The organism is Streptomyces sp. NPDC007205 (assembly GCF_040634095.1).
GTDB lineage: Bacteria > Actinomycetota > Actinomycetes > Streptomycetales > Streptomycetaceae > Streptomyces.
In genome coordinates this window covers 65,577-83,836 of sequence record NZ_JBEYEW010000007.1, presented here as the reverse complement: position 1 = coordinate 83,836, position 18,260 = coordinate 65,577, and the positions used below count along the sequence as shown (strand labels likewise).

Here is an 18,260-nt window from a genome sequence, read left to right as displayed (position 1 = left end):
AGTTGCTCGGTGTCCTGATCCACCTCTTCGCCCCCGTCGCGTCGCCGGCCACCGTCTCATCCCTATAAACGCCCGGTCCCATCTGCGGGTTCCCGACACCAACGGATACAGTCACGCCCAGGCAACCATGGGGACGGGAGAGGGTCATTACCGGCAACCGGCAGACGAGCTGGGCGTTCGCCGACGCCTTTGTCGCCGAGGACGAAGCGCTGCGGTGGGCCCGTGACCGGGCCCGCGAGGCAGGGCTGCGCTCGGTGTCGCCCGGCACGGGCGCCGCGCTGTGTCTGCTCGCCGCCTCCGTGGACGCGAAGGCGGTCGCGGAGATCGGAACCGGCTGCGGGGTGTCGGGAATCCATCTGCTGCACGGCATGCGCCCGGACGGGGTGCTCACCACGGTCGACCCGGAGCCGGAGCACCAGCAGTTCGCCCGGCAGGCCTTCCGCGGCTGCGGTTTCGCCAGCAACCGGGCCCGCTTCATCCCCGGCCGCGCCCTGGACGTACTCCCCCGTCTCGCCGATGCCGGCTACGACCTCGTCTTCTGCGACGGGGACCGGCTGGAGTACCTGGACTATCTCGCTGAATCGTTGCGCCTGCTCCGGCCCGGCGGTCTGGTGGTCTTCGAGGGCGTCTTCGCCAACGGCCGTACGGTCGACTCGGGACCGCAGCCGACGGAGGTGCTCAAGCTGCGCGAACTGCTGCGCACGGTGCGCGAGAGCCAGGAGCTGGTGCCGTCGCTGCTGCCGGTGGGCGACGGTCTGCTGTGCGCGGTCAAGCGCTGAGCGGCCCGCCGCGGGGGCCGAAAGACGCAACTGCCCCGGCACCGCTTACGGTGCCGGGGCAGCCGGAAGGACACTGTCGCTGGGGCGTCAGACGACGACCTTCTTGAGGGCGTCGCCGAGCGCCTCGGCCTCGTCAGGGGTCAGCTCGACGACGAGTCGACCGCCGCCTTCGAGCGGAACGCGCATGACGATGCCCCGCCCCTCCTTGGTCACCTCGAGCGGGCCATCACCCGTCCGCGGCTTCATGGCCGCCATGCTCGTTCCCCTTCCTGAAACCAGCTCATCGTCTGCCGAGAGCCCTCGGAGGGCATCCGCGGTTCCGGAACGGACACGCGACACCGGCATCGAACACATTGCTTCCCAGCCATTATCCCGCATCGCAGGACCCGATGACCAACATCAGTCGGCATCGCTTGGGCAACGCGCGCGAGCAAAACCACTCAATTCGGGGATGTGGCTGCGATACTGCACCGCTGCACGAAGATCCGCGGAGCGGCTCCGCTCCGGTTTTCTTTGACGCAGGTCACACGTCCGGTCCGGCCCCCGCACGGCGATCTCCGCCATGCTGTCCTTCATACAGGGACGTACTGAGCGGTACGTCATCCGCGACACCGGAGGGGATGCGCCATGGCCGACACCGTGCTCTACGAGGTGAACGACGGACTCGCGACGATCACGCTGAACCGCCCCGAGGCGATGAACGCGCTGAACATCCGGGCCAAGGTCGCCCTCCGGGAGGCGGCGGAATCCGCGGCCGGGGACACGGCCGTACGGGCGATCCTGCTGACCGCCGCCGGGGACCGGGCGTTCTGTGTCGGCCAGGACCTCAAGGAGCACATCGGGCTGCTCGCGTCGGACCGCAAGACCGGGTCCGGGCAGACGATGAGCACGGTCAAGGAGCACTACAACCCGATCGTGCGGGCCCTCGCCGGCGCGGCCAAGCCGGTGGTCGCCGCGGTCAACGGCGTCGCGGCCGGAGCCGGTTTCGGCTTCGCGCTCGCCGCGGACTACCGCGTCGTGGCCGACACGGCGTCCTTCAACACCTCGTTCGCCGGCGTGGCCCTGACCGCCGACTCCGGGATCTCCTGGACCCTGCCCCGGGTGATCGGCCCGAGCCGCGCCGCCGACCTGCTGCTCTTCCCGCGCAGCATCAGCGCCCAGGACGCGCTGGAGCTGGGCATCGCCAACCGGGTCGTCCCCGCCGCCGGGCTGCGCGCCGAGGCCGAGAAGACGGCGCGGGCGCTGGCCGAGGGACCGACGGTGGCGTACGCGGCGATCAAGGAGGCGGTGGCCTACGGCCTCACGCACTCCCTCGCCGAGACCCTGGAGAAGGAGGACGAGCTGCAGACCCGCGCAGGCCAGTCCGAGGACCACGCGATCGCCGTGCAGGCATTCGTGAACAAGGAGAAGCCGAAGTACCGGGGCCGCTGACGCGGAGTCGGGGCGGCGCGGGGCCCTGGCCGGGGAGACGAGACGGCGGGCGGCCGTGATCAGGGGCCGGCCGAGGACGACCGCTCCCCCGTCCGCCGCCCAGACGCGTACGTCGTCCCGGCGCCTGCGGGCGCTGTGGACGCGCGGGTGGTCCGGGTCGGTGAGCTCGCGCGGTGCGCGGTGAACGCGATCACCCCGCGTCGCGACGGCTCGGCTGGGCACCACGCTGACACCGCCGTCGGACGCCGGTAAGTGCCCGTGGGCCGCCGCGTCCGGGATGTCGGCCAGGGGCCCGGACATGCCGGTCAGGCTCCCGCGCCTCTCGCCACGCATGCCTCCAGATGATCATTGACGAGGCCGCACGCCTGCATCAGCGCGTACGCGGTGGTCGGACCGACGAATCTGAGGCCCCGCTTCTTCAGGGCCTTGGACAGAGCCGTCGACTCCGGGGTCACGGCCGGGACGTCGGCCAGGGTCTTCGGGGCCGGGCGGGCGGCCGGGTCGGGGGCGTGCGACCAGATCAGCTCGTCCAGCTCGCCCTCGGCCCAGTCGGCGAGCACGCGCGCGTTGGCGAGCGTGGCGTCGATCTTGGCACGGTTGCGGATGATGCCGGGGTCGGCGAGCAGCCGCTCGCGGTCCTCGTCCGTGAACGCGGCGACCTTCTCGATACGGAAGCCGGCGAAGGCCGCGCGGAAACCCTCGCGGCGGCGCAGGATCGTGATCCAGGACAGGCCCGACTGGAAGGCCTCCAGGCTGACCCGCTCGAAGAGGGCCTCGTCGCCGCGGACCGGGCGGCCCCACTCCTCGTCGTGGTACGACACGTAGTCCTCGGTGGACAGGGCCCAGGGGCAGCGCAGGGCACCGTCGGGTCCGGCGAGGGCGGCGCCGGCGGTCATCGCTGGTCCTCCGGATGACCGCCCTTGTCCGGGCGGGCGGGTGCGGCGGCGGCTCTCGCGCCGGCCAGCGCGGACTCCAGGTCGGCGATACGGGCGTCCCGCTCGGCGAGTTCGGCGGCGAGCCGGCCGAGGGCGTCGTCGACGTCCGCCATGCGGTAGCCGCGCGGGGTGACGGGGAAGCGCAGGCTCTCCACGTCCGCGCGCTCCACCGGGCGGTCCGCGGGCAGCGGGTCCTGCAGCCGCTCCGGCGCCGCCTCGGGCAGCGGGCCGCTCCCGCCGCCGCCCACCACGGCGAGTGTCACCGCGGCGACCACGACGGCCAGCGCGACGACCAGGAACAAGAACATCACCATCGCCAGGGGTCCCCACGCTCTCTGCCGGACGTTGCTCCGGACGCTGCATCTCTCAGGGTCCGATCGTGCCATGCGAGTCTGACAGTTAGGGTCACAGGCGGCCGTACTGCGGAACGTACTAGGAGGGGTCACAGCGGATGCTCAGGCTGGGCAGGCGGGAATTCGGGCCCCACGAGCCAGTGATCATGGCGATCGTGAACCGGACTCCGGACTCCTTCTACGACCAGGGGGCCACGTTCCGGGACGAGCCGGCCCTCGCGCGCGTGGAGCAGGCGGTGGCCGAGGGTGCCGCGATCGTCGACATCGGCGGGGTGAAGGCGGGGCCGGGCGAGGAGGTCACGGCCGAGGAGGAGGCGCGGCGCACGGTCGGCTTCGTGGCGGAGGTGCGGCGCCGCTTCCCGGACGTGATCATCAGCGTGGACACCTGGCGGGCCGAGGTCGGCGAGGCGGTGTGCGCGGCGGGAGCGGATCTGCTGAACGACGCGTGGGGCGGCGTGGACCCCGGGCTCGCGGAGGTCGCCGCGCGGTACGGGGTGGGGCTGGTGTGCACGCATGCGGGGGGTGTGCAGCCGCGTACGCGTCCGCATCGTGTGGCGTACGACGACGTGATGGCCGACATCCTGGACGTGACGGTGGGGCTGGCCGAGCGGGCGGTGTCGCTCGGGGTGCCCCGTGAGTCGGTGCTGATCGATCCCGGGCACGACTTCGGGAAGAACACGCGGCACAGTCTGGAAGCGACGCGGCGGCTGGACGAGATGGTCGCCACGGGGTGGCCGGTGCTGGTGTCGCTGTCGAACAAGGACTTCGTCGGTGAGACCTTGGACCGGCCGCTGAAGGAGCGGCTGATCGGTACGTTGGCGACGACTGCGGTGTCGGCGTGGCTCGGGGCGCAGGTGTACCGGGTGCACGAGGTGGCCGAGACCCGGCAGGTGCTGGAGATGGTGGCCGCCATTTCCGGGCACCGGGCTCCCGCGGTGGCTCGCCGGGGTCTGGCCTGAGCCCCCGGGGGCCGGCCGTGGCACCGGCGCCAGGGGGCCTCAGCCGAAGCCCAGGGCCTTGGTCAGCGGGCCGCCTCCTTCGACACCAGGGCCACCGCCTCGTCGACGTCGTCCGTGACGTGGAAGAGGAGGAGGTCCTTCTCGGCCGCCTTGCCCTCGGCCACCAGGGTGGTCCTCAGCCAGGACACCAGGCCGCCCCAGTACTCGCTGCCGAAGAGGACGATCGGGAAGCGGGTGACCTTCTGGGTCTGGACCAGGGTGAGCGCCTCGAAGAATTCGTCGAGCGTGCCGAGGCCGCCGGGCAGCACCACGAACCCTTGGGCATACTTCACAAACATCATTTTTCGCACAAAAAAGTAGCGGAAGTTGAGGCCGATGTCGACGTAGGGGTTCAGCCCCTGCTCAAAGGGCAGTTCGATGCCGAGGCCGACCGAGACGCCGCCCGCCTCGCACGCGCCCTTGTTGGCCGCCTCCATCGCGCCCGGGCCGCCGCCCGTGATCACCGCCCAGCCGGCTTCCACCAGGCCCCGGCCGAGCCGCACCCCCGCGTCGTACTCCGGCGAGTCCACCGGCGTACGGGCCGAGCCGAACACACTGATGGCGGGCGGGAGTTCCGCCAGCGTGCCGAAGCCCTCGATGAACTCCGACTGGATCCGCAGGACCCGCCAGGGGTCCGTGTGGACCCAGTCCGTGGGGGCACGCTCGTCCAGCAGCCGCTGGTCGGTCGTGCTGGGCATCACCTGGCCGCGACGCCGGAGGACCGGTCCGAGCCGCTGCTCGTCCGGCGGCTGCTTCTTCCCCTCGGGGTTGCCGGTAGCCATGTGCACTCCCTCTGCTTGCCGGTAGTTCGATCTCAGACTAGATCCAGGTGGGTTACGGACGGGGGACGTGAGCATGTCCGGCACGCAGCGCCGGGCGGTGGGGCCTTACGCGGTGAGCCAGTGCCGCAGGCGTTCCTCACCCGCCAGGACCTTCGCCGTCTCCACCCGCTCGTCGCGCTTGTGGGCCAAGTGCGGGTTGCCGGGGCCGTAGTTGACCGCGGGCACGCCCAGCGCGGAGAAACGGGAGACGTCCGTCCAGCCGTACTTGGGCTTCGGGGTGCCGCCGACCGCCTCGATGAAGGCAGCGGCGGCCGGGTGGGAGAGGCCGGGCAGCGCACCGGGGCTGTGGTCGTCGACCGTGAACCCGGTCACCCCGCAGTCCGCGAACACCTCGCGGACGTGCGCGATCGCCTCCTCCTCGGTGCGGTCGGGGGCGTAGCGGAAGTTGACCGTCACCACGCACTCGTCGGGGATGACGTTGCCGGCGACCCCGCCGCTGATGCCGACCGCGTTCAGGCCTTCGCGGTACTCCAGGCCGTCGATCAGCGGCCGGCGGGGCTCGTAGGACGCCAGGCGGGCCAGGATGGGCGCCGCCGCGTGGATGGCGTTGGAGCCCATCCAGCCGCGCGCCGAGTGGGCCCGCTCGCCCTCCGTCCTCAGGAGCACGCGCAGGGTGCCCTGGCAGCCGCCCTCGACCTCGCCGTCGGAGGGCTCCAGCAGGACCGCGAAGTCGCCCCGCAGCCACTCGGGGTGGGCCTCGGCGACGTGCCTGAGGCCGTTGAGGTCGGCGGCGACCTCCTCGTTGTCGTAGAAGACGAAGGTGAGGTCGCGGTTGGGGGCGGGGACCGTGGCCGCGATGCGCAGCTGCACCGCGACGCCCGCCTTCATGTCGCAGGTGCCACAGCCCCACAGCACGCCGTCCTCGTCCAGGCGCGAGGGCACGTTGTCCGCGATCGGGACCGTGTCGATGTGGCCGGCCAGGATCACACGCTCGGCGCGGCCGAGGTTCGTGCGGGCGATCACGTTGTTGCCGTAGCGGTCGACCGTGAGGTGCGGCAGGGCGCGCAGGGCGGTCTCGATCGCGTCCGCGAGCGGCTTCTCGGTGCCGCTCTCGGAGGGGAAGTCCACCAGCTGCGCGGTGAGCGCGGCGGCATCCAGCGTGAGGTCAAGCGAGGTGTCGGCCATGGCGTCGACCCTAGCGCGCCCGGTCGCGGGGGCCGGGAGTAAGCGCTGTCCGGTAACCCCAGGTGAGGGCCCGACGGCCCTCCAGTACCTTGTACGCGTGCCAGAGCCGTCCCCCACCCGTCCCAAACGCCGCGGTCGCCTCTTCCGTTTCGCGGCGGCCCTGTTGGTCCTGTGCGGTGTTGCCGCGTACCTCGTGGTGCAGTACGTCACCGGAGGCGGCGGCGCCCGCGGCTGCAAGGTGGTCTCCGCCGACGGCGACGGGACCTCGTACGAGTTCACGCCGGAGCAGGCCGTGAACGCGGCGACGATCGCCGCCGTGGGCACCGGGCGCGGGATGCCCGAGCGGGGCGTGACGATCGCGCTGGCGACCGCCCTGCAGGAGTCGGGTCTGCGCAACATCGAGCACGGCGACCGGGACTCGCTCGGCCTGTTCCAGCAGCGGCCCTCGCAGGGCTGGGGCACCGAGCAGCAGATCATGGACCCGGCGTACGCGGCGGGCATCTTCTACGCGCATCTGGCCAAGGTGCCGGACTACACCGCGCTGCCGCTGACCCGGGCGGCCCAGGAGGTGCAGCACAGCGGCTATCCGGAGGCGTACGCCAAGCACGAGCCGGACGCGAAGCTGCTGGCGGCTGCGCTGACCGGCCGCGCGGCGGCCACGCTGACCTGTGACGGGCGCCCGGAGCCCACGGCCTCGGCGACGGGCCCGGACGCGGTACGAGCCGCGCTGGTACGCGACTTCGGGCGGGACGCGCTGCAGGAGACCGGGGCGCAGGTGGGCGGTACGCCCGTGCCGTCGCCCTCTCCCTCACCGAGCGTGACCGCGACCGCGCACGGGCGGACGGTGACCGTTCCGGTGCCGCAGGGCACGGAGACGGACGCGAGCGGGCGCACCGGGCGCGAGCGGGGCTGGCAGCTGGCGCAGTGGGCGGTGGCGAACTCCTCGGCTCTGCACATCCAGCGCGTGTCGTACGCGGGGCGGGAGTGGACCGCCGGGAACGGCGGCGACCCGTGGAAGGCGGCCGCCACGGGCGGGGGCGGCGGTGCGGACAAGCCCGTGGGGGCCGTCAGCATCGTGACCGGACAGTAGTACGAGTGATCGCTCCGACGGGTTGTACGGCGCCGGTTCGGCGCGCGTCCCGGCGGGAACGCCGCCGTATCCGGGATCCCTTGGAAATCAAAGGCTGTAAGGATTCTGCGGGTTTTCGGGCGGACGCTCTTTGCCCGTTTTTATCCACACCTGATAATGCGATGCGTTATCCATTCTTTACCTGGGGCGTCCGCAACCTTCGCGGGCTTCGAGCGGTAGTCACGGCGTCCGAGCCGGACACGAGCCCGGACCACACACCGTTCTCTCCCGTCGAATGGAGCATCATGTCCCTCCCTCTGACCCGCCGGATCGCCCGTGCCGCGCTGCTCGTAGCAGCGGGAGCGGCTGCCGGGGTCGGTGCGGCCGGCTCCGCCGGTGCGGCCACGAACCAGCCGGTGGCGACCCCGAACCTGAGCGGCGTGGCCACCCCGGACACGGCGAACGTCGGCAACACCGTCGAGGGTGCCGCGCAGAACGCCACGACTCTCGCGGCCACCACGGGCGGCACCGCGGTCGGCAAGACCGTGCCGGGCGCGGCCAAGACCGGCACCCGCGCCGTGAACAAGACGGCGCCGGTGGCGCGTAAGGCGGCTGGGGAAGTGGCCGGGGCGGCCGGAAGCGTCGTCGGGGACACGGCGTCCTCCACGGCGAAGAGCGGGCTGCCGCAGCTGCCGGTGCAGGGTGGTGCGCTGCCGCTCGGCTAGCGCCTGGCTTTGACCGGTGACGGGGCCCAGGGTGTTTCCTGGGCCCCGTTGCCTTTGGTCCTACGTCGGCAGGGGCCGGGCTGGGTCGAGACGCTGCCCGGTGCCGCAGGCCGTGCCCACCCGTTCCGCCCCGCGGAACGACTGCCCACGGCAGGAGCAGGACTCCGCCCCGGGCGGTTACAGACGGTCCACCGCTGCCTGGACGCGTTCGTCCGTTGCCGTCAGGGCCACGCGGACGAAGTTCTCGCCCGCTTCGCCGTAGAAGTCGCCCGGTGCGACCAGGATGCCGCGGTCGGCCAGGTGGGCGACCGTGGTCCAGCAGGGCTCGTCCCTGGTGGCCCAGAGGTACAGGCTCGCCTCGCTGTGTTCGATGCGGAAGCCGTGGCCGAGCAGGGCGGCTCGCAGGGCCTCGCGGCGGGCGGCGTAGCGCTCGCGCTGTTCGTGGACGTGGCTGTCGTCGGACAGGGCCGCGACCACCGCCGCCTGGGTCGGCGCGGAGGTCATCATGCCGCCGTGCTTGCGGATCTCCAGCAGCGGGCCGAGGACGGCCGGGTCGCCGGCGATGAAGGCCGCGCGGTAGCCCGCCAGGTTGGAGCGCTTGGAGAGGGAGTGGACGGCGACGATGCCGTCGCAGGAGCCGCCGTTGACGTCCGGGTGCAGGACCGAGACCGGGTCGGCCTCCCAGCCCAGCTCCAGGTAGCACTCGTCGGAGACCAGCAGGACGCCGTGGGCGCGGGCCCAGGCGACGATCTCGGTCAGCTCCCGCTGGGGGATGACCTTGCCGGTGGGGTTGGACGGGGAGTTCAGCCAGAGGAGCTTCAGGCCCCTGGGGTCCAGCTCGCGCGGGTCGTCGTAGGCCTCGTAGCCGGCGCGGGCGAGGCGGGCGCCGACCTCGTAGGTGGGGTAGGCCAGGCGCGGGTAGGCCACCTTGTCGCCGGGGCCGAGGCCCAGCTGGGTCGGCAGCCAGGCGACCAGTTCCTTGGAGCCGACGACCGGCAGGACATGGCGGTGGGTGACCTCGCGGGCGCCCAGGCGGCGCTCCAGCCAGCCGGTGATCGCGTCGCGCAGGGCGGGGGTGCCCCAGACCGTCGGATAGCCCGGTGAGTCGGCCGCGTCGATCAGGGCCTTCTGGATCAGGTCGGGCACCGGGTCGACCGGGGTGCCGACCGAGAGGTCGACGATCCCGCCGGGGTGGGCGGCGGCCGTCTTCTTGTACGGCTCCAGCTTGTCCCAGGGGAAGGCGGGGAGCCGGTCGGAGACTGCGGACACGGGAATCAGGCTCACTTTCGTACGGTGCGGCAAACGCCTCGGTCCCGTACGGCGGTGATCAGGCCGACGGGGGCTGATCGGGCCGTACGGGACCGAGGCGGCTCGCTTTGCGGGCGGCCGCTAGGCGCTCGGAACGGTCACTCGCCCTGCGGCGGCAGCGCGGCGACGAAGGGGTGGTCCCGCTCGATCAGCCCGAGCTTGCTGGCGCCGCCGGGAGAGCCGAGCTCGTCGAAGAACTCGACGTTCGCCTTGTAGTAGTCCTTCCACTCCTCCGGGACGTCGTCCTCGTAGAAGATCGCCTCGACCGGGCAGACCGGCTCACAGGCACCACAGTCGACACATTCGTCCGGATGGATGTACAAGGACCGGGAGCCCTCGTAAATGCAGTCGACCGGGCACTCCTCGATGCACGCCTTGTCCTTCACGTCTACACAAGGCTGCGCGATGACGTAGGTCACGCTGTCGTTCCTCCTCGATAGGGCGCTGGCGGGCCTCCTCAGGCTCCGCCGCCTGGCGCGCGGGAGCGCGGCGTCGTCGATGCCCGCCCCTAGTATCTCCGTTCCGGAGCATGATCCGAACAGGAGGGGTGAACTGACCAGTGGAATTCTCGGCGGCAGGACGGCTGGAAGTCCGAATCACCCCATCTGACGTGGGAAAACGAGTCTCCGTACGGCGCTTGAGCGAACCTGGGGCGACGCGGGAGAAGTTCACCGACACGGTGGGTGTTCTCACATCATGGGACGGTGGCGTGCTCATGATCACACGACGGGACGGGCGGAGTGTCCGGATCGCCGAGTCCGCCCTGGTCGCGGGCAAGGTCGTGCCCGCCCGCCACGCGACCGCCGCCCCTCAGGGAGGCGCTTCGCGCCACGGGACGACTGCTCCGGCGCGCCGCCGGGGGCCCGCCGCCTCGTACGGGGAACTCGCGCCCGTCGTCTCGCGCGGGTGGCCGCCGCTGGAGGCCGAGCGGCTCGGGGAGTGGGAGCTGCGGGCGGCAGTCGAGGAGGTGCCGCCCGCAGGACGTCCGGCCGGGGTGGTGGTCGGGCGGCGGGCGGGCTTCACGCGGCGGGCCAACAGTGTGCTGCCGCTCGGTGATCCGGGCGTTCCGCTCGACGCGGCCCTTGCGGCCGTACGACGCTGGTACGACGAGCGCGGCCTGCCCGCCTACATCCAGACGGCCACCGGCGCCGAGGGCACGCAGGAGCTGCTGTGCACGGAGCTGGAGCGGCGCGGCTGGGTGCGGGAGGTGACCGCCGAGGTGTGGACGGGTGCCCTGGCCCGGGTCGCCGACCGGGCCGAGGGCGCCGGTGTGGTGCTGTCCCGGCAGGCGGACGAGGCATGGCTCGCCCGGTACCGGCGCAAGGGGGTGAGCGAGGTGGCCCTGCGGGTGCTGGGAGGAGGTCCGTCGGTGTGGTTCGCGTCCGTGCCGGGTGCGGAGGGTGAGCCCTTGGCCGCGATCGGGCGGTGTGTCGTGGACGGGCGGTGGGCCGGGTTCGCCGCCGTCGAGGTGGATCCCGGCCGGCGCCGGCGGGGACTCGCCACCGAGGTGATGGCCGCGCTGGCCCGGCGGGCACTGGACGAGGGCGCGTCGGCGGCCTGGCTGCAGGTCGAGACGGACAACGAGGGCGCCCGCGCGCTCTACGCCGCGCTGGGCTTCGTACCGCACCACGTGTACCACCACTACCGGGCGCCGGACGAGCAGGACGACACCCGTGGAAGGGCGTGAGCCTGCCATGCGTCCCCCGTATCTGCCGCCGCCGTATCCGCCCCCGCCGGAGCGGTCGGCCGAGTTGCGCCGGAGGTTCGCCGAGGAGGCGCGGTCCGAGCGGCCGGACCTGTCGGCGCTGTGCCTGCTGATCGGCGCCGAGGCGGACGGCTCGCTGGACGAGACCGGCATCGACGCGGCCCAGGCGGAGCTGGACCGGCTCGCGGGCGAGCTGCCGTACCGGCCGGGCGGGCCGCACGCCTGGGCGGAGGCCGTACGACGGCTCCTCGGGGCGCGTTACGAGTTCCACGGGACGCCCGGCGACTACCAGCGGCTGGAGTCCTCCCTGCTGCACGAGGTGCTGCGGCGGCGGCGCGGGCTGCCGATCCTGCTGTCGGTGGTGTGGCTGGAGGTCGCGCGGCGGGCGGGGGCGCCGGTGTACGGGGTCGCGCTGCCGGGGCACTTCGTGGTGGGGTTCGGCGCGGCTCAGGAGCAGGTGCTGGCCGATCCGTTCGACGGCGGGCGGGTGCTGACCGGGACCGACGCGGAGATGCTCGTGGCCGGGGCCACGGGGGCGCCCCTGGACGCCGCCATGCTGGAGCCCGCGCCGCCGCTGGACGTCGTCCAGCGGATCCTGAACAACGTCCGCGCGTGGGCCACGGCCCGGCCCGAGCGGTCGGATGTGGCGCTGTGGGCCGTGGAGCTGGCCCTGCTGGTACCCGCGCATCCGGCACGGCTGCGGTACGAGCGGGGGCAACTGCTGGTGCAGCGGGGTGAGTTCGTGTCCGGTGCGGAAGAGCTGGAGTACTACGCCGACCTGATCGAGGTGGTGGACGAGCCGGCCGCGCAGAAGGTGCGCCAACAGGCCCACACGGCGCGGGCCATGCTCAACTGAGCTGTCAGAGCCAGCCCTTCTCCCGGGCTGTCCGCACGGCTTCCGCCCGGTTGCGTACCGCGAGCTTCTGGATGGCCGTGGAGAGGTAGTTGCGGACCGTGCCCTGGGAGAGGTGGAGGGTCTTGGCCAGCTCGGCGTTGGTGGAGCCGTCGGCCGCCGCGCGGAGCACCTCGCGTTCGCGCTCGGTCAGCGGGTTCGCGCCCTCGGCGAGCGCGGCGGCGGCGAGCGTGGGGTCGATGACCCGCTCGCCGGACAGCACCTTGCGGACGGCCTCGGCGAGCTGGGCCGCCGGGGCGTCCTTGACGAGGAAGGCGTCGGCGCCGGCCTCCATGGCGCTGCGCAGATAGCCGGGTCGGCCGAACGTGGTCAGGACGACCAGTTTGACCCGCGGGAACGCCCGGTGGACCTGGGCGGCCGCCTCGATACCGGTGCAACCGGGCATCTCGATGTCGAGCAGCGCCACGTCCACGCCGTGCGCGCCGACGGCCCCGAGCACCTCGTCGCCGCGCGCGACCTGGGCGACGACCTCGATGTCGTCCTCCAGGCCGAGCAGCGCGGCCAGGGCCTCGCGGACCATCGACTGGTCCTCGGCGAGGAGAACCTTGATCGTGCTCGTCATGCCCCGGATCCTACGTGCCCCGCAAGGACCGCGGGGACGCGGGCGACCAGCCGGAACCCGTGCCTCGTCCGGCCCGCCTCCAGGGTGCCGCCGGCCTTCTCCAGCCGCTCGGTCAGACCCGTCAGACCGTTGCCGGGCCCGTTGTTCGTGCTGCCGGATCCGTTGTCCTCGACGGAGAGTTCGAGCATCGGGCCGTCCAGGGTCTGGCGGCGGGTGAGCTGGACGAGGCACTTGTCGGCGTCACTGTGCCGGACCACGTTGGTGACCGCCTCGCGCAGCGCCCAGGCGAGCACGGACTCGGCCTCCTCGGGGACACCCGTGAGGTCGGGCTCGGCGGGCATCTCGGCGGTGACGCCGGCGGCGGTCAACGCGAGCCGGGTGCCGGCGAGTTCGGCGGCGAGCCGGGGGCGCCGGTAGCCGGTGACGGCCTCGCGGACGTCGACCAGGGCCTGTCGGCTGACCTGTTCGATGTCGGCGACCTGCTGGGCCGCCTTGTCGGGGTGGTCGGGCAGCATCCGGCCGGCCAGCTCGCTCTTCAGCGTGATCAGGGAGAGGGAGTGACCGAGCAGGTCGTGCAGGTCGCGGGCGAGGCGGAGGCGCTCCTCGTTGGCGGCGAGGTGGGCGACGGTGGCCCTCGCCTTGCGCAACTCGACCGTCGTACGGATGAGTTGGCTGACACCGATCATCGCGAACCCGATCAGCGGGACGAGCAGCAGGCTGTCGTCGGCCTTCTCGTCCCAGTGCGCTCCGACGAGGTACATCGCGACGGTCGCCGCGGGAATCGCCCAGAACGCGGCCCGGACCGGCAGCGTGGCCCCGCAGGCGACCGACAGGTAGACGAACAGGCCGAGCCATGCGCCGCCCAGGGTGTACGCCAGCAGGGGGGCGAGCACGCCGAGGACCGCGATCAGTGAGACGGCGACTCGTGGGGCGAAGGTCTGTCCGATGTTCCGGAAGACCAGCGTCAGGTAGGCGGTGACGAAGGCGGCGAGGCCGATCGCGCCGCCCACCGTGCCGGCCGTGGTGTGGCGGCCGGAGGTCAGGTCCTTGACCGGCGAGCTGAGGAAGACCAGCCAGACCCCGATCCACAGCATCTTGACCATCAGCTCGCGCCGGGTGGTCGGGCCCTGGCCGATCCGCACCTGCGTCTCCGGCCCCGCCTCACCGATCTGCTGGTCTTCCGTCATCATGCTCACGCCTTCAGCGTGTCCTTCCGGTACAGCCAGGCCGCGCCGCCCGCGAACAGGACGAAGTACACGGCGAGGATCGCGATGTCCGTCGCACTCGGAGCCTGGCTCTGTTCGATGGCCCGTCCGAGAGCAGCGTACGCGTGCGTGGGCAGCCACTTGGCGATGTCCTGCAGGATCTTCGGGAAGGTGGTGGACGGCATCCACAGGCCGCCGAGGATCGACAGACCGAAGTAGACGATCATCGTGATCGGGCGGACCGCGTCACCGGAGGCGAGGTAGCCGAGGGCGACGCCGAGGGCGGCGAAGACCAGGCTGCCGGCCCAGATGACCCCGGTGAGGGCGAGCCACTGCCAGGCGTCCAGGTGGACGTGCTTGATCACGGCAGCCGCGCCGAACACGACGATGATCGACGGCAGGCTCACCACGGCGGCACTGGCGGTCTTGGCGAGGACATAGCCGCGCCCGGGCAGCGGGGTCAGCCGCAGCTGCCGTACCCAGCCGCTCTCGCGCTCCTTGGCGATGCGCTCGCTGTTGCCCATCAGGACGGCGGTCAGGGCGCCGAAGGAGGCCATGGAGACCATCAGGTAGGTGGCGACGGTCAGGCCGCTGCCGTCGACCTTCTGGTCGGAGCCGGAGCTGCTGGAGAAGATCAGGAACAGGATCGCGGGGTAGAGCACCGAGAAGAACAGGAACTTCTTGTTCCGGAAGGCACGCGCGAGTTCGAGCTTGATCAGGGCAGTCATGACTGCTTGGCCTCCTCGGCCTCCGTGATGGCGACGAAGGCCTGCTCCAGGCCGAGGCCGGCGACTTCGAGGTTGCGGGGGTAGACACCGAGGCCGTACAGGGCGTGGACGGTGGCGTCGGCGTCGGACGACTGGATGCGGACGGTCTGCCCGGATACGTCTATCGAGGTGAGGAAGGGCAGGGCGCGCAGGGCGGCCTCGTCGATCTCGCCCTCCAGGTCGAAGGCGACCCGGCGGGCGCCCGCCTTGGCCTTGATCTCGGCGGCGGTGCCGTCCGCGAGGAGCCGGCCGCGGTGCAGCACCAGGACCCGGTCGGCGATGGCGTCGGCCTCTTCGAGGTAGTGGGTGGCGAAGAGGACGGTACGGCCCTGGTCGGCCTGCTCGCGCATGGTGGCCCAGAAGGCCTGGCGGGCGGAGACGTCCATGCCGGTGGTCGGCTCGTCCAGGATGATCAGGTCGCTGTCGCCGGCGGTGGCGAGGGCGAAGCGGACGCGCTGGGCCTGGCCGCCGGAGAGCTTGTTGACCTTGCGGTCGGCGATCTGCGCGATGCCGGCGCGGGCCATGACGTCCGCGGCCTTGTACGGCTTCGGGTGCAGCGAGCAGCCCAGCTTCACCAGTTCCTCGACGGTGACCTCGTCCATCAGCCCGCCGCTCTGCAGCATGGCCCCGACCCGCCCGGCGACGATCGCCTCGCGCGGGGTGCCGCCGAACAGGCTCACCGTGCCGCTGTCGGGGTGCTTGAGGCCGAGGAGCAGGTCGAGGGTGGTGGACTTGCCGGCCCCGTTCGGGCCGAGGAGGGCGACGGTCTCGCCCGGGTACAGCCGGAGCGAGAGGCCGTCGACGGCCCGCACACTCCCGTACGTCTTGGTCACCTGGTCGAAGCCGACCACCGGTGTGGTGGTGGCCGGTGCCGCAGTTGTCGTCATGGCATCCATGTTCGCGGCGGCGGCCGGGTGCCGGGCAGTGTCGGGGGTCCTGAGTGCCGGATGACAGATGTCATGCGGATGGGGTGACAGGCATGGCAAAGGGGGCGCCCGGTCTCGCTGGGCGCCCCCGTGTACGGCCGGACTAACGGGGGTTGGTGTCGATGACCGCGACCCGGTTGGTCTTGCTGATCAGGGCCTGGCGGAGGGCGAGGTAGACCTCCTGCGGGGTGACCGGCGTCTTCTTGCCGGTGGACCGGGTGATGAGCACGCCGTCGAAGGTCTTGCCGTACAGCTGCTCCAGGGCGGCCAGGTCGGGCTTGTCGACCAGCTTGCCGTCCGAGGTGGGCACCACCCTGAGGAACTTCCAGAGGGATTTCTCCGGGCTCATCAGCACCACGTGCCCCGCGCCCGCCGACACGGTCACCCTGCCCGACATCGCCGGCTCCGCGAACTCCTTCATCTCGCGGTCGACCTCGGCCTTGGACACCGTCGGCTGCTTCGTGGCCGTCGGTACGGTGACCGGGGTCGCCGTGCCCGTCTCGACCATGGCGCGGTAGGCCTGCTCGACCGCCTGCGTCGACTGGGCCGCGTCGATGGCCTTGCCCGCCTTGCCGTAGACGGCGACGGCCGCGCCGGGCTTGAAGTCGATGCCGCCCTCGGTGACCGAGCCGGAGCCGCCGCCGGTCTGCTGCAGGGCCGCCTGCAGCTTCTCCTCGTCCACCGGCATCTCCGGGTCGATGACCCGCTTCTGTCCGAAGAGCGAGCCGATGACGTGGACCGGGTTGTAGTCGCTGGTCGCGGCCTTGCTCACGGTGGCCTGGAAGTCGAACTGGAGACCGGCGTTCTCCGGGGTGATGCTGACCGTGTTGCCGCCGACGGAGAGCTTCAGCGGCTTGTTCACCCGGTTGCCGAAGGCGTCGTCGAGCTTCTTGACGGCGTCGTCCCGGGTGCCGCCGCCGATGTCCACGCCGAGGACCGTGGTGCCCTTGGGGACGTCGGTGTGGTTCATCAGCAGTCCGGCGCCGTACGCACCGCCCGCGACGACGACCACGCCGGCGCCCAGCAGCACCAGCTTGCTACGGCCCTTCTTCTTCGGCTTGGCCCCCGCCTTGGGCGCGGGGGACGGCTCCGGCCTGGCCGGAACCTGCGCGGCCGGGCCGTCGGACCGGGCGCCGCCGAACGGGGAGGTGCCGGCGTCGGGGATGACCGGGATGCCGCTGGTGACGGTGTGTCCGGAGACGTTGTCGGCGGGGCGGTAGCCGGGTGTGCCCGGTTCGGGGGCCGGCTTCTGCGGGGTGAGGATCGCGGTGTCGTCGCTGAGCCCCCCGCCCGGACCGAGACCGGAGGGGCCGCCGGGCTGACCCAGTCCGGAGGGGCCGCCGGACTGACCGCCGGGGCCGGCATTCGGACCGCCCGGGCCGCCAGGACCGGTGGGACCGCCGGGGCCCGCGGGGCCTTCGAGGTCGGTCAGGTCGGCGAGGGCGCTGCGGGGAGCCTGGGTGCTCCGGCCGCCGGGGCCGCCGTAACCGCCTCCCGTGCCGGGCGAACCGCCGGAACGGGGACCGCCGTCGAACGGTTCGCCGCCGGCCGGGCCGGGGCCGCCGGCCGACGGGACGAGGGGGCCGTCGCCGGTGACCGGGCCGCTGGTGGGGCCGGCCGGGCCCTGCGGGCCGCCGGGACCGCCCTGGCCGCGCGGGCCGTTGAAGCCGCTGGCACCGCCGGGGCCGCCGGGACCGTTCGGTCCGCTCGCACCCGCCGTACCGCCGAAGGCGTCGTGACCGCCCGCGCCGGTCGTACCCGTGGTGCCGAAGGTGTCCTGGCCGCCGTTCTCCGAGAAGTAGGGCAGGTCGTCGCGGCGCGGTTCGCCGCTGGACGCGCCGGGGCGGGAGCCGCCGCCCAGCGGGCCGGCGGCCAGTGCCTCGGTCACGTCGAAGGAGCCGGTGCCGCCGCCGTGTCCGGGGGCGACGGGGCCGCCGGTGGCGCCGGGCAGGCCCTTGCCGTTCGTGCTGCCGGAACGGGAGCCGCCCGGGGCGCTCATGGAGCCGACCACACCACCGGGACGGCCACCGCCGGAACGTGCGCCGGTGGTACCGGCCGCACCGGATGCTGCCGGACCACCCGAACGGGTGCCCGACGCGCCGGAGGCGGGGGTGGAACCACCGGAGGTCCCGGCCCCGTTCGTGCCGCCGCCGGCCGGACCGCCCTTGCCGGCGCCGGACTTGCGGGGCGCGAACCAGTCGCTGGTCTTCTCCTCGGACTGGGCGGCGGGCTCCGCGGCGGGCTCGGCGGTGCCGGTTCCGGTGCCGGTGGCGGTCCGGTCGGCAGCGGACCGCGCGTCGGCGGGCGCCTCGTCCCCGGCGGCGTCGGCGTCCACGACGGGCTTGCGCATGACGACCGGCGGGATGGGCCGGGACCCGGGAATGTTGATGCGGATCCGGGTCGTCAGCGTGGTCTCGGTCTTCTTCTCCTCCGGCCGCGTGCCCGAACGGCCCGCGTCCGCACCGTCGCCGGAAGCCATGGGGGTCCCGTACGGCGGCGTGCCGGAGGGGTATGCGGCTCCGCCGCGCCCGTTGGGCCCGGAGGACGGAGTGTCAGTTTCACGACTCAAGGCAGGTTCTCCCAGTTGGCTCCACCGCCCGACACGACCCCACGGTGG

The 18,260-nt window shown here is 72.5% G+C and carries 19 protein-coding genes and 1 pseudogene; 7 read left to right on the top strand and 13 right to left on the bottom strand.

Annotation, left to right across the window (positions count from 1 at the left end; all coding sequences use genetic code 11):
* Positions 1-80: 80 nt before the first annotated feature.
* Positions 81-779: an O-methyltransferase gene (locus ABZ624_RS14480; protein ID WP_360087806.1), complete on the top strand. Its 699-nt coding sequence runs from the start codon at positions 81-83 to the stop codon at positions 777-779.
* 87 nt (positions 780-866) lie between these two features.
* Here ABZ624_RS14480 and ABZ624_RS14475 read toward each other — a convergent pair whose 3' ends face one another.
* Complete coding sequence (locus tag ABZ624_RS14475; protein WP_018544333.1) at positions 867-1,034, bottom strand: DUF3117 domain-containing protein; 168 nt, start codon at positions 1,032-1,034, stop codon at positions 867-869.
* Positions 1,035-1,406: 372 nt separating this feature from the next.
* Between ABZ624_RS14475 and ABZ624_RS14470 the strand changes: the two genes are divergently transcribed.
* Positions 1,407-2,210, top strand: coding sequence for an enoyl-CoA hydratase-related protein (locus ABZ624_RS14470; protein WP_360087166.1), 804 nt, complete (start codon positions 1,407-1,409; stop codon positions 2,208-2,210).
* A gap of 33 nt (positions 2,211-2,243) precedes the next feature.
* Here the strand turns inward: ABZ624_RS14470 and ABZ624_RS14465 are convergent.
* From ABZ624_RS14465 to ABZ624_RS14455, 3 genes and pseudogenes are all read right to left on the bottom strand, one after another.
* Positions 2,244-2,510: pseudogene (locus ABZ624_RS14465) on the bottom strand (hypothetical protein); the annotation flags it as partial.
* 5 nt (positions 2,511-2,515) lie between these two features.
* Positions 2,516-3,106 (bottom strand): DNA-3-methyladenine glycosylase I, encoded by a 591-nt coding sequence (locus ABZ624_RS14460; RefSeq protein ID WP_360087163.1) that lies wholly within the window; start codon positions 3,104-3,106, stop codon positions 2,516-2,518.
* Complete coding sequence (locus tag ABZ624_RS14455; protein ID WP_360087160.1) at positions 3,103-3,459, bottom strand: DivIVA domain-containing protein; 357 nt, start codon at positions 3,457-3,459, stop codon at positions 3,103-3,105. Before ABZ624_RS14455 ends, ABZ624_RS14460 begins: the two co-directional genes overlap by 4 nt.
* A 137-nt stretch (positions 3,460-3,596) precedes the next feature.
* On the opposite strand from ABZ624_RS14455, the gene folP reads away from it, so the two are divergent.
* Positions 3,597-4,457 carry a dihydropteroate synthase gene (folP, locus tag ABZ624_RS14450; RefSeq protein WP_360087157.1) on the top strand — a complete coding sequence of 287 codons (861 nt, stop codon included), beginning with the start codon at positions 3,597-3,599 and terminating at the stop codon, positions 4,455-4,457.
* A gap of 62 nt (positions 4,458-4,519) precedes the next feature.
* Here the strand turns inward: folP and ABZ624_RS14445 are convergent, their stop codons facing one another.
* Both ABZ624_RS14445 and dapE read right to left on the bottom strand, forming a co-directional pair.
* The gene (locus ABZ624_RS14445) at positions 4,520-5,278 is read right to left on the bottom strand and encodes a TIGR00730 family Rossman fold protein (RefSeq protein ID WP_360087154.1); all 759 of its coding nucleotides are present in this window, start codon (positions 5,276-5,278) and stop codon (positions 4,520-4,522) included.
* A 105-nt stretch (positions 5,279-5,383) separates the two neighbouring features.
* Positions 5,384-6,463 (bottom strand): succinyl-diaminopimelate desuccinylase, encoded by a 1,080-nt coding sequence (gene dapE / locus ABZ624_RS14440; RefSeq protein WP_360087151.1) that lies wholly within the window; start codon positions 6,461-6,463, stop codon positions 5,384-5,386.
* Positions 6,464-6,560: 97 nt separating this feature from the next.
* Between dapE and ABZ624_RS14435 the strand changes: the two genes are divergently transcribed.
* Both ABZ624_RS14435 and ABZ624_RS14430 read left to right on the top strand, forming a co-directional pair.
* A complete protein-coding gene (locus ABZ624_RS14435) occupies positions 6,561-7,553 on the top strand; it encodes a heavy metal transporter (RefSeq protein ID WP_360087148.1) in 993 nt (330 codons plus the stop codon).
* A gap of 284 nt (positions 7,554-7,837) precedes the next feature.
* Positions 7,838-8,257, top strand: a complete 420-nt coding sequence (locus ABZ624_RS14430) for an ATP-binding protein (protein WP_360087145.1) — start codon at positions 7,838-7,840, stop codon at positions 8,255-8,257.
* A gap of 177 nt (positions 8,258-8,434) precedes the next feature.
* On the opposite strand, the gene ABZ624_RS14425 is transcribed toward ABZ624_RS14430, so the two are convergent.
* Both ABZ624_RS14425 and fdxA read right to left on the bottom strand, forming a co-directional pair.
* Entirely contained in the window at positions 8,435-9,526 is a 1,092-nt protein-coding gene (locus tag ABZ624_RS14425; RefSeq protein WP_360087142.1) for a bifunctional succinyldiaminopimelate transaminase/glutamate-prephenate aminotransferase, read from the bottom strand.
* Between the two features lie 137 nt (positions 9,527-9,663).
* Complete coding sequence (gene fdxA, locus ABZ624_RS14420) at positions 9,664-9,984, bottom strand: ferredoxin (RefSeq protein ID WP_023546973.1); 321 nt, start codon at positions 9,982-9,984, stop codon at positions 9,664-9,666.
* Positions 9,985-10,124: 140 nt separating this feature from the next.
* On the opposite strand from fdxA, the gene ABZ624_RS14415 reads away from it, so the two are divergent.
* Complete coding sequence (locus tag ABZ624_RS14415; RefSeq protein WP_360087139.1) at positions 10,125-11,252, top strand: GNAT family N-acetyltransferase; 1,128 nt, start codon at positions 10,125-10,127, stop codon at positions 11,250-11,252.
* Positions 11,253-11,259: 7 nt separating this feature from the next.
* Entirely contained in the window at positions 11,260-12,126 is an 867-nt protein-coding gene (locus ABZ624_RS14410; protein ID WP_360087136.1) for a transglutaminase-like domain-containing protein, read from the top strand.
* 4 nt (positions 12,127-12,130) lie between these two features.
* Here the strand turns inward: ABZ624_RS14410 and ABZ624_RS14405 are convergent, their stop codons facing one another.
* The 5 genes from ABZ624_RS14405 to ABZ624_RS14385 form a co-directional block, all read right to left on the bottom strand.
* A complete protein-coding gene (locus tag ABZ624_RS14405) occupies positions 12,131-12,745 on the bottom strand; it encodes a response regulator transcription factor (RefSeq protein WP_360087133.1) in 615 nt (204 codons plus the stop codon).
* Positions 12,742-13,932 (bottom strand): sensor histidine kinase, encoded by a 1,191-nt coding sequence (locus tag ABZ624_RS14400; protein ID WP_360087803.1) that lies wholly within the window; start codon positions 13,930-13,932, stop codon positions 12,742-12,744. Before ABZ624_RS14400 ends, ABZ624_RS14405 begins: the two co-directional genes overlap by 4 nt.
* Before the next feature lie 5 nt (positions 13,933-13,937).
* Positions 13,938-14,678, bottom strand: a complete 741-nt coding sequence (locus ABZ624_RS14395) for an ABC transporter permease (protein WP_360087130.1) — start codon at positions 14,676-14,678, stop codon at positions 13,938-13,940.
* Positions 14,675-15,604, bottom strand: coding sequence for an ABC transporter ATP-binding protein (locus ABZ624_RS14390; RefSeq protein ID WP_360087127.1), 930 nt, complete (start codon positions 15,602-15,604; stop codon positions 14,675-14,677). The genes ABZ624_RS14395 and ABZ624_RS14390 overlap by 4 nt, the downstream gene beginning before the upstream one ends.
* Positions 15,605-15,746: 142 nt before the next feature.
* A complete protein-coding gene (locus ABZ624_RS14385; protein WP_360087124.1) occupies positions 15,747-18,212 on the bottom strand; it encodes a hypothetical protein in 2,466 nt (821 codons plus the stop codon).
* Between the last annotated feature and the right edge of the window lie 48 nt (positions 18,213-18,260).

Bases quoted from the DNA above. Each gene is read 5' to 3' on its own strand.
- ABZ624_RS14475 (WP_018544333.1), bottom strand. From the start codon at position 1,034: ATGGCGGCCATGAAGCCGCGGACGGGTGATGGCCCGCTCGAGGTGACC.
- ABZ624_RS14470 (WP_360087166.1), top strand. From the start codon at position 1,407: ATGGCCGACACCGTGCTCTACGAGGTGAACGACGGACTCGCGACGATC.
- ABZ624_RS14460 (WP_360087163.1), bottom strand. From the start codon at position 3,106: ATGACCGCCGGCGCCGCCCTCGCCGGACCCGACGGTGCCCTGCGCTGC.
- ABZ624_RS14455 (WP_360087160.1), bottom strand. From the start codon at position 3,459: ATGGTGATGTTCTTGTTCCTGGTCGTCGCGCTGGCCGTCGTGGTCGCC.
- folP (WP_360087157.1), top strand. From the start codon at position 3,597: ATGCTCAGGCTGGGCAGGCGGGAATTCGGGCCCCACGAGCCAGTGATC.
- ABZ624_RS14445 (WP_360087154.1), bottom strand. From the start codon at position 5,278: ATGGCTACCGGCAACCCCGAGGGGAAGAAGCAGCCGCCGGACGAGCAG.
- dapE (WP_360087151.1), bottom strand. From the start codon at position 6,463: ATGGCCGACACCTCGCTTGACCTCACGCTGGATGCCGCCGCGCTCACC.
- ABZ624_RS14430 (WP_360087145.1), top strand. From the start codon at position 7,838: ATGTCCCTCCCTCTGACCCGCCGGATCGCCCGTGCCGCGCTGCTCGTA.
- ABZ624_RS14410 (WP_360087136.1), top strand. From the start codon at position 11,260: ATGCGTCCCCCGTATCTGCCGCCGCCGTATCCGCCCCCGCCGGAGCGG.
- ABZ624_RS14405 (WP_360087133.1), bottom strand. From the start codon at position 12,745: ATGACGAGCACGATCAAGGTTCTCCTCGCCGAGGACCAGTCGATGGTC.
- ABZ624_RS14400 (WP_360087803.1), bottom strand. From the start codon at position 13,932: ATGACGGAAGACCAGCAGATCGGTGAGGCGGGGCCGGAGACGCAGGTG.
- ABZ624_RS14395 (WP_360087130.1), bottom strand. From the start codon at position 14,678: ATGACTGCCCTGATCAAGCTCGAACTCGCGCGTGCCTTCCGGAACAAG.
- ABZ624_RS14390 (WP_360087127.1), bottom strand. From the start codon at position 15,604: ATGACGACAACTGCGGCACCGGCCACCACCACACCGGTGGTCGGCTTC.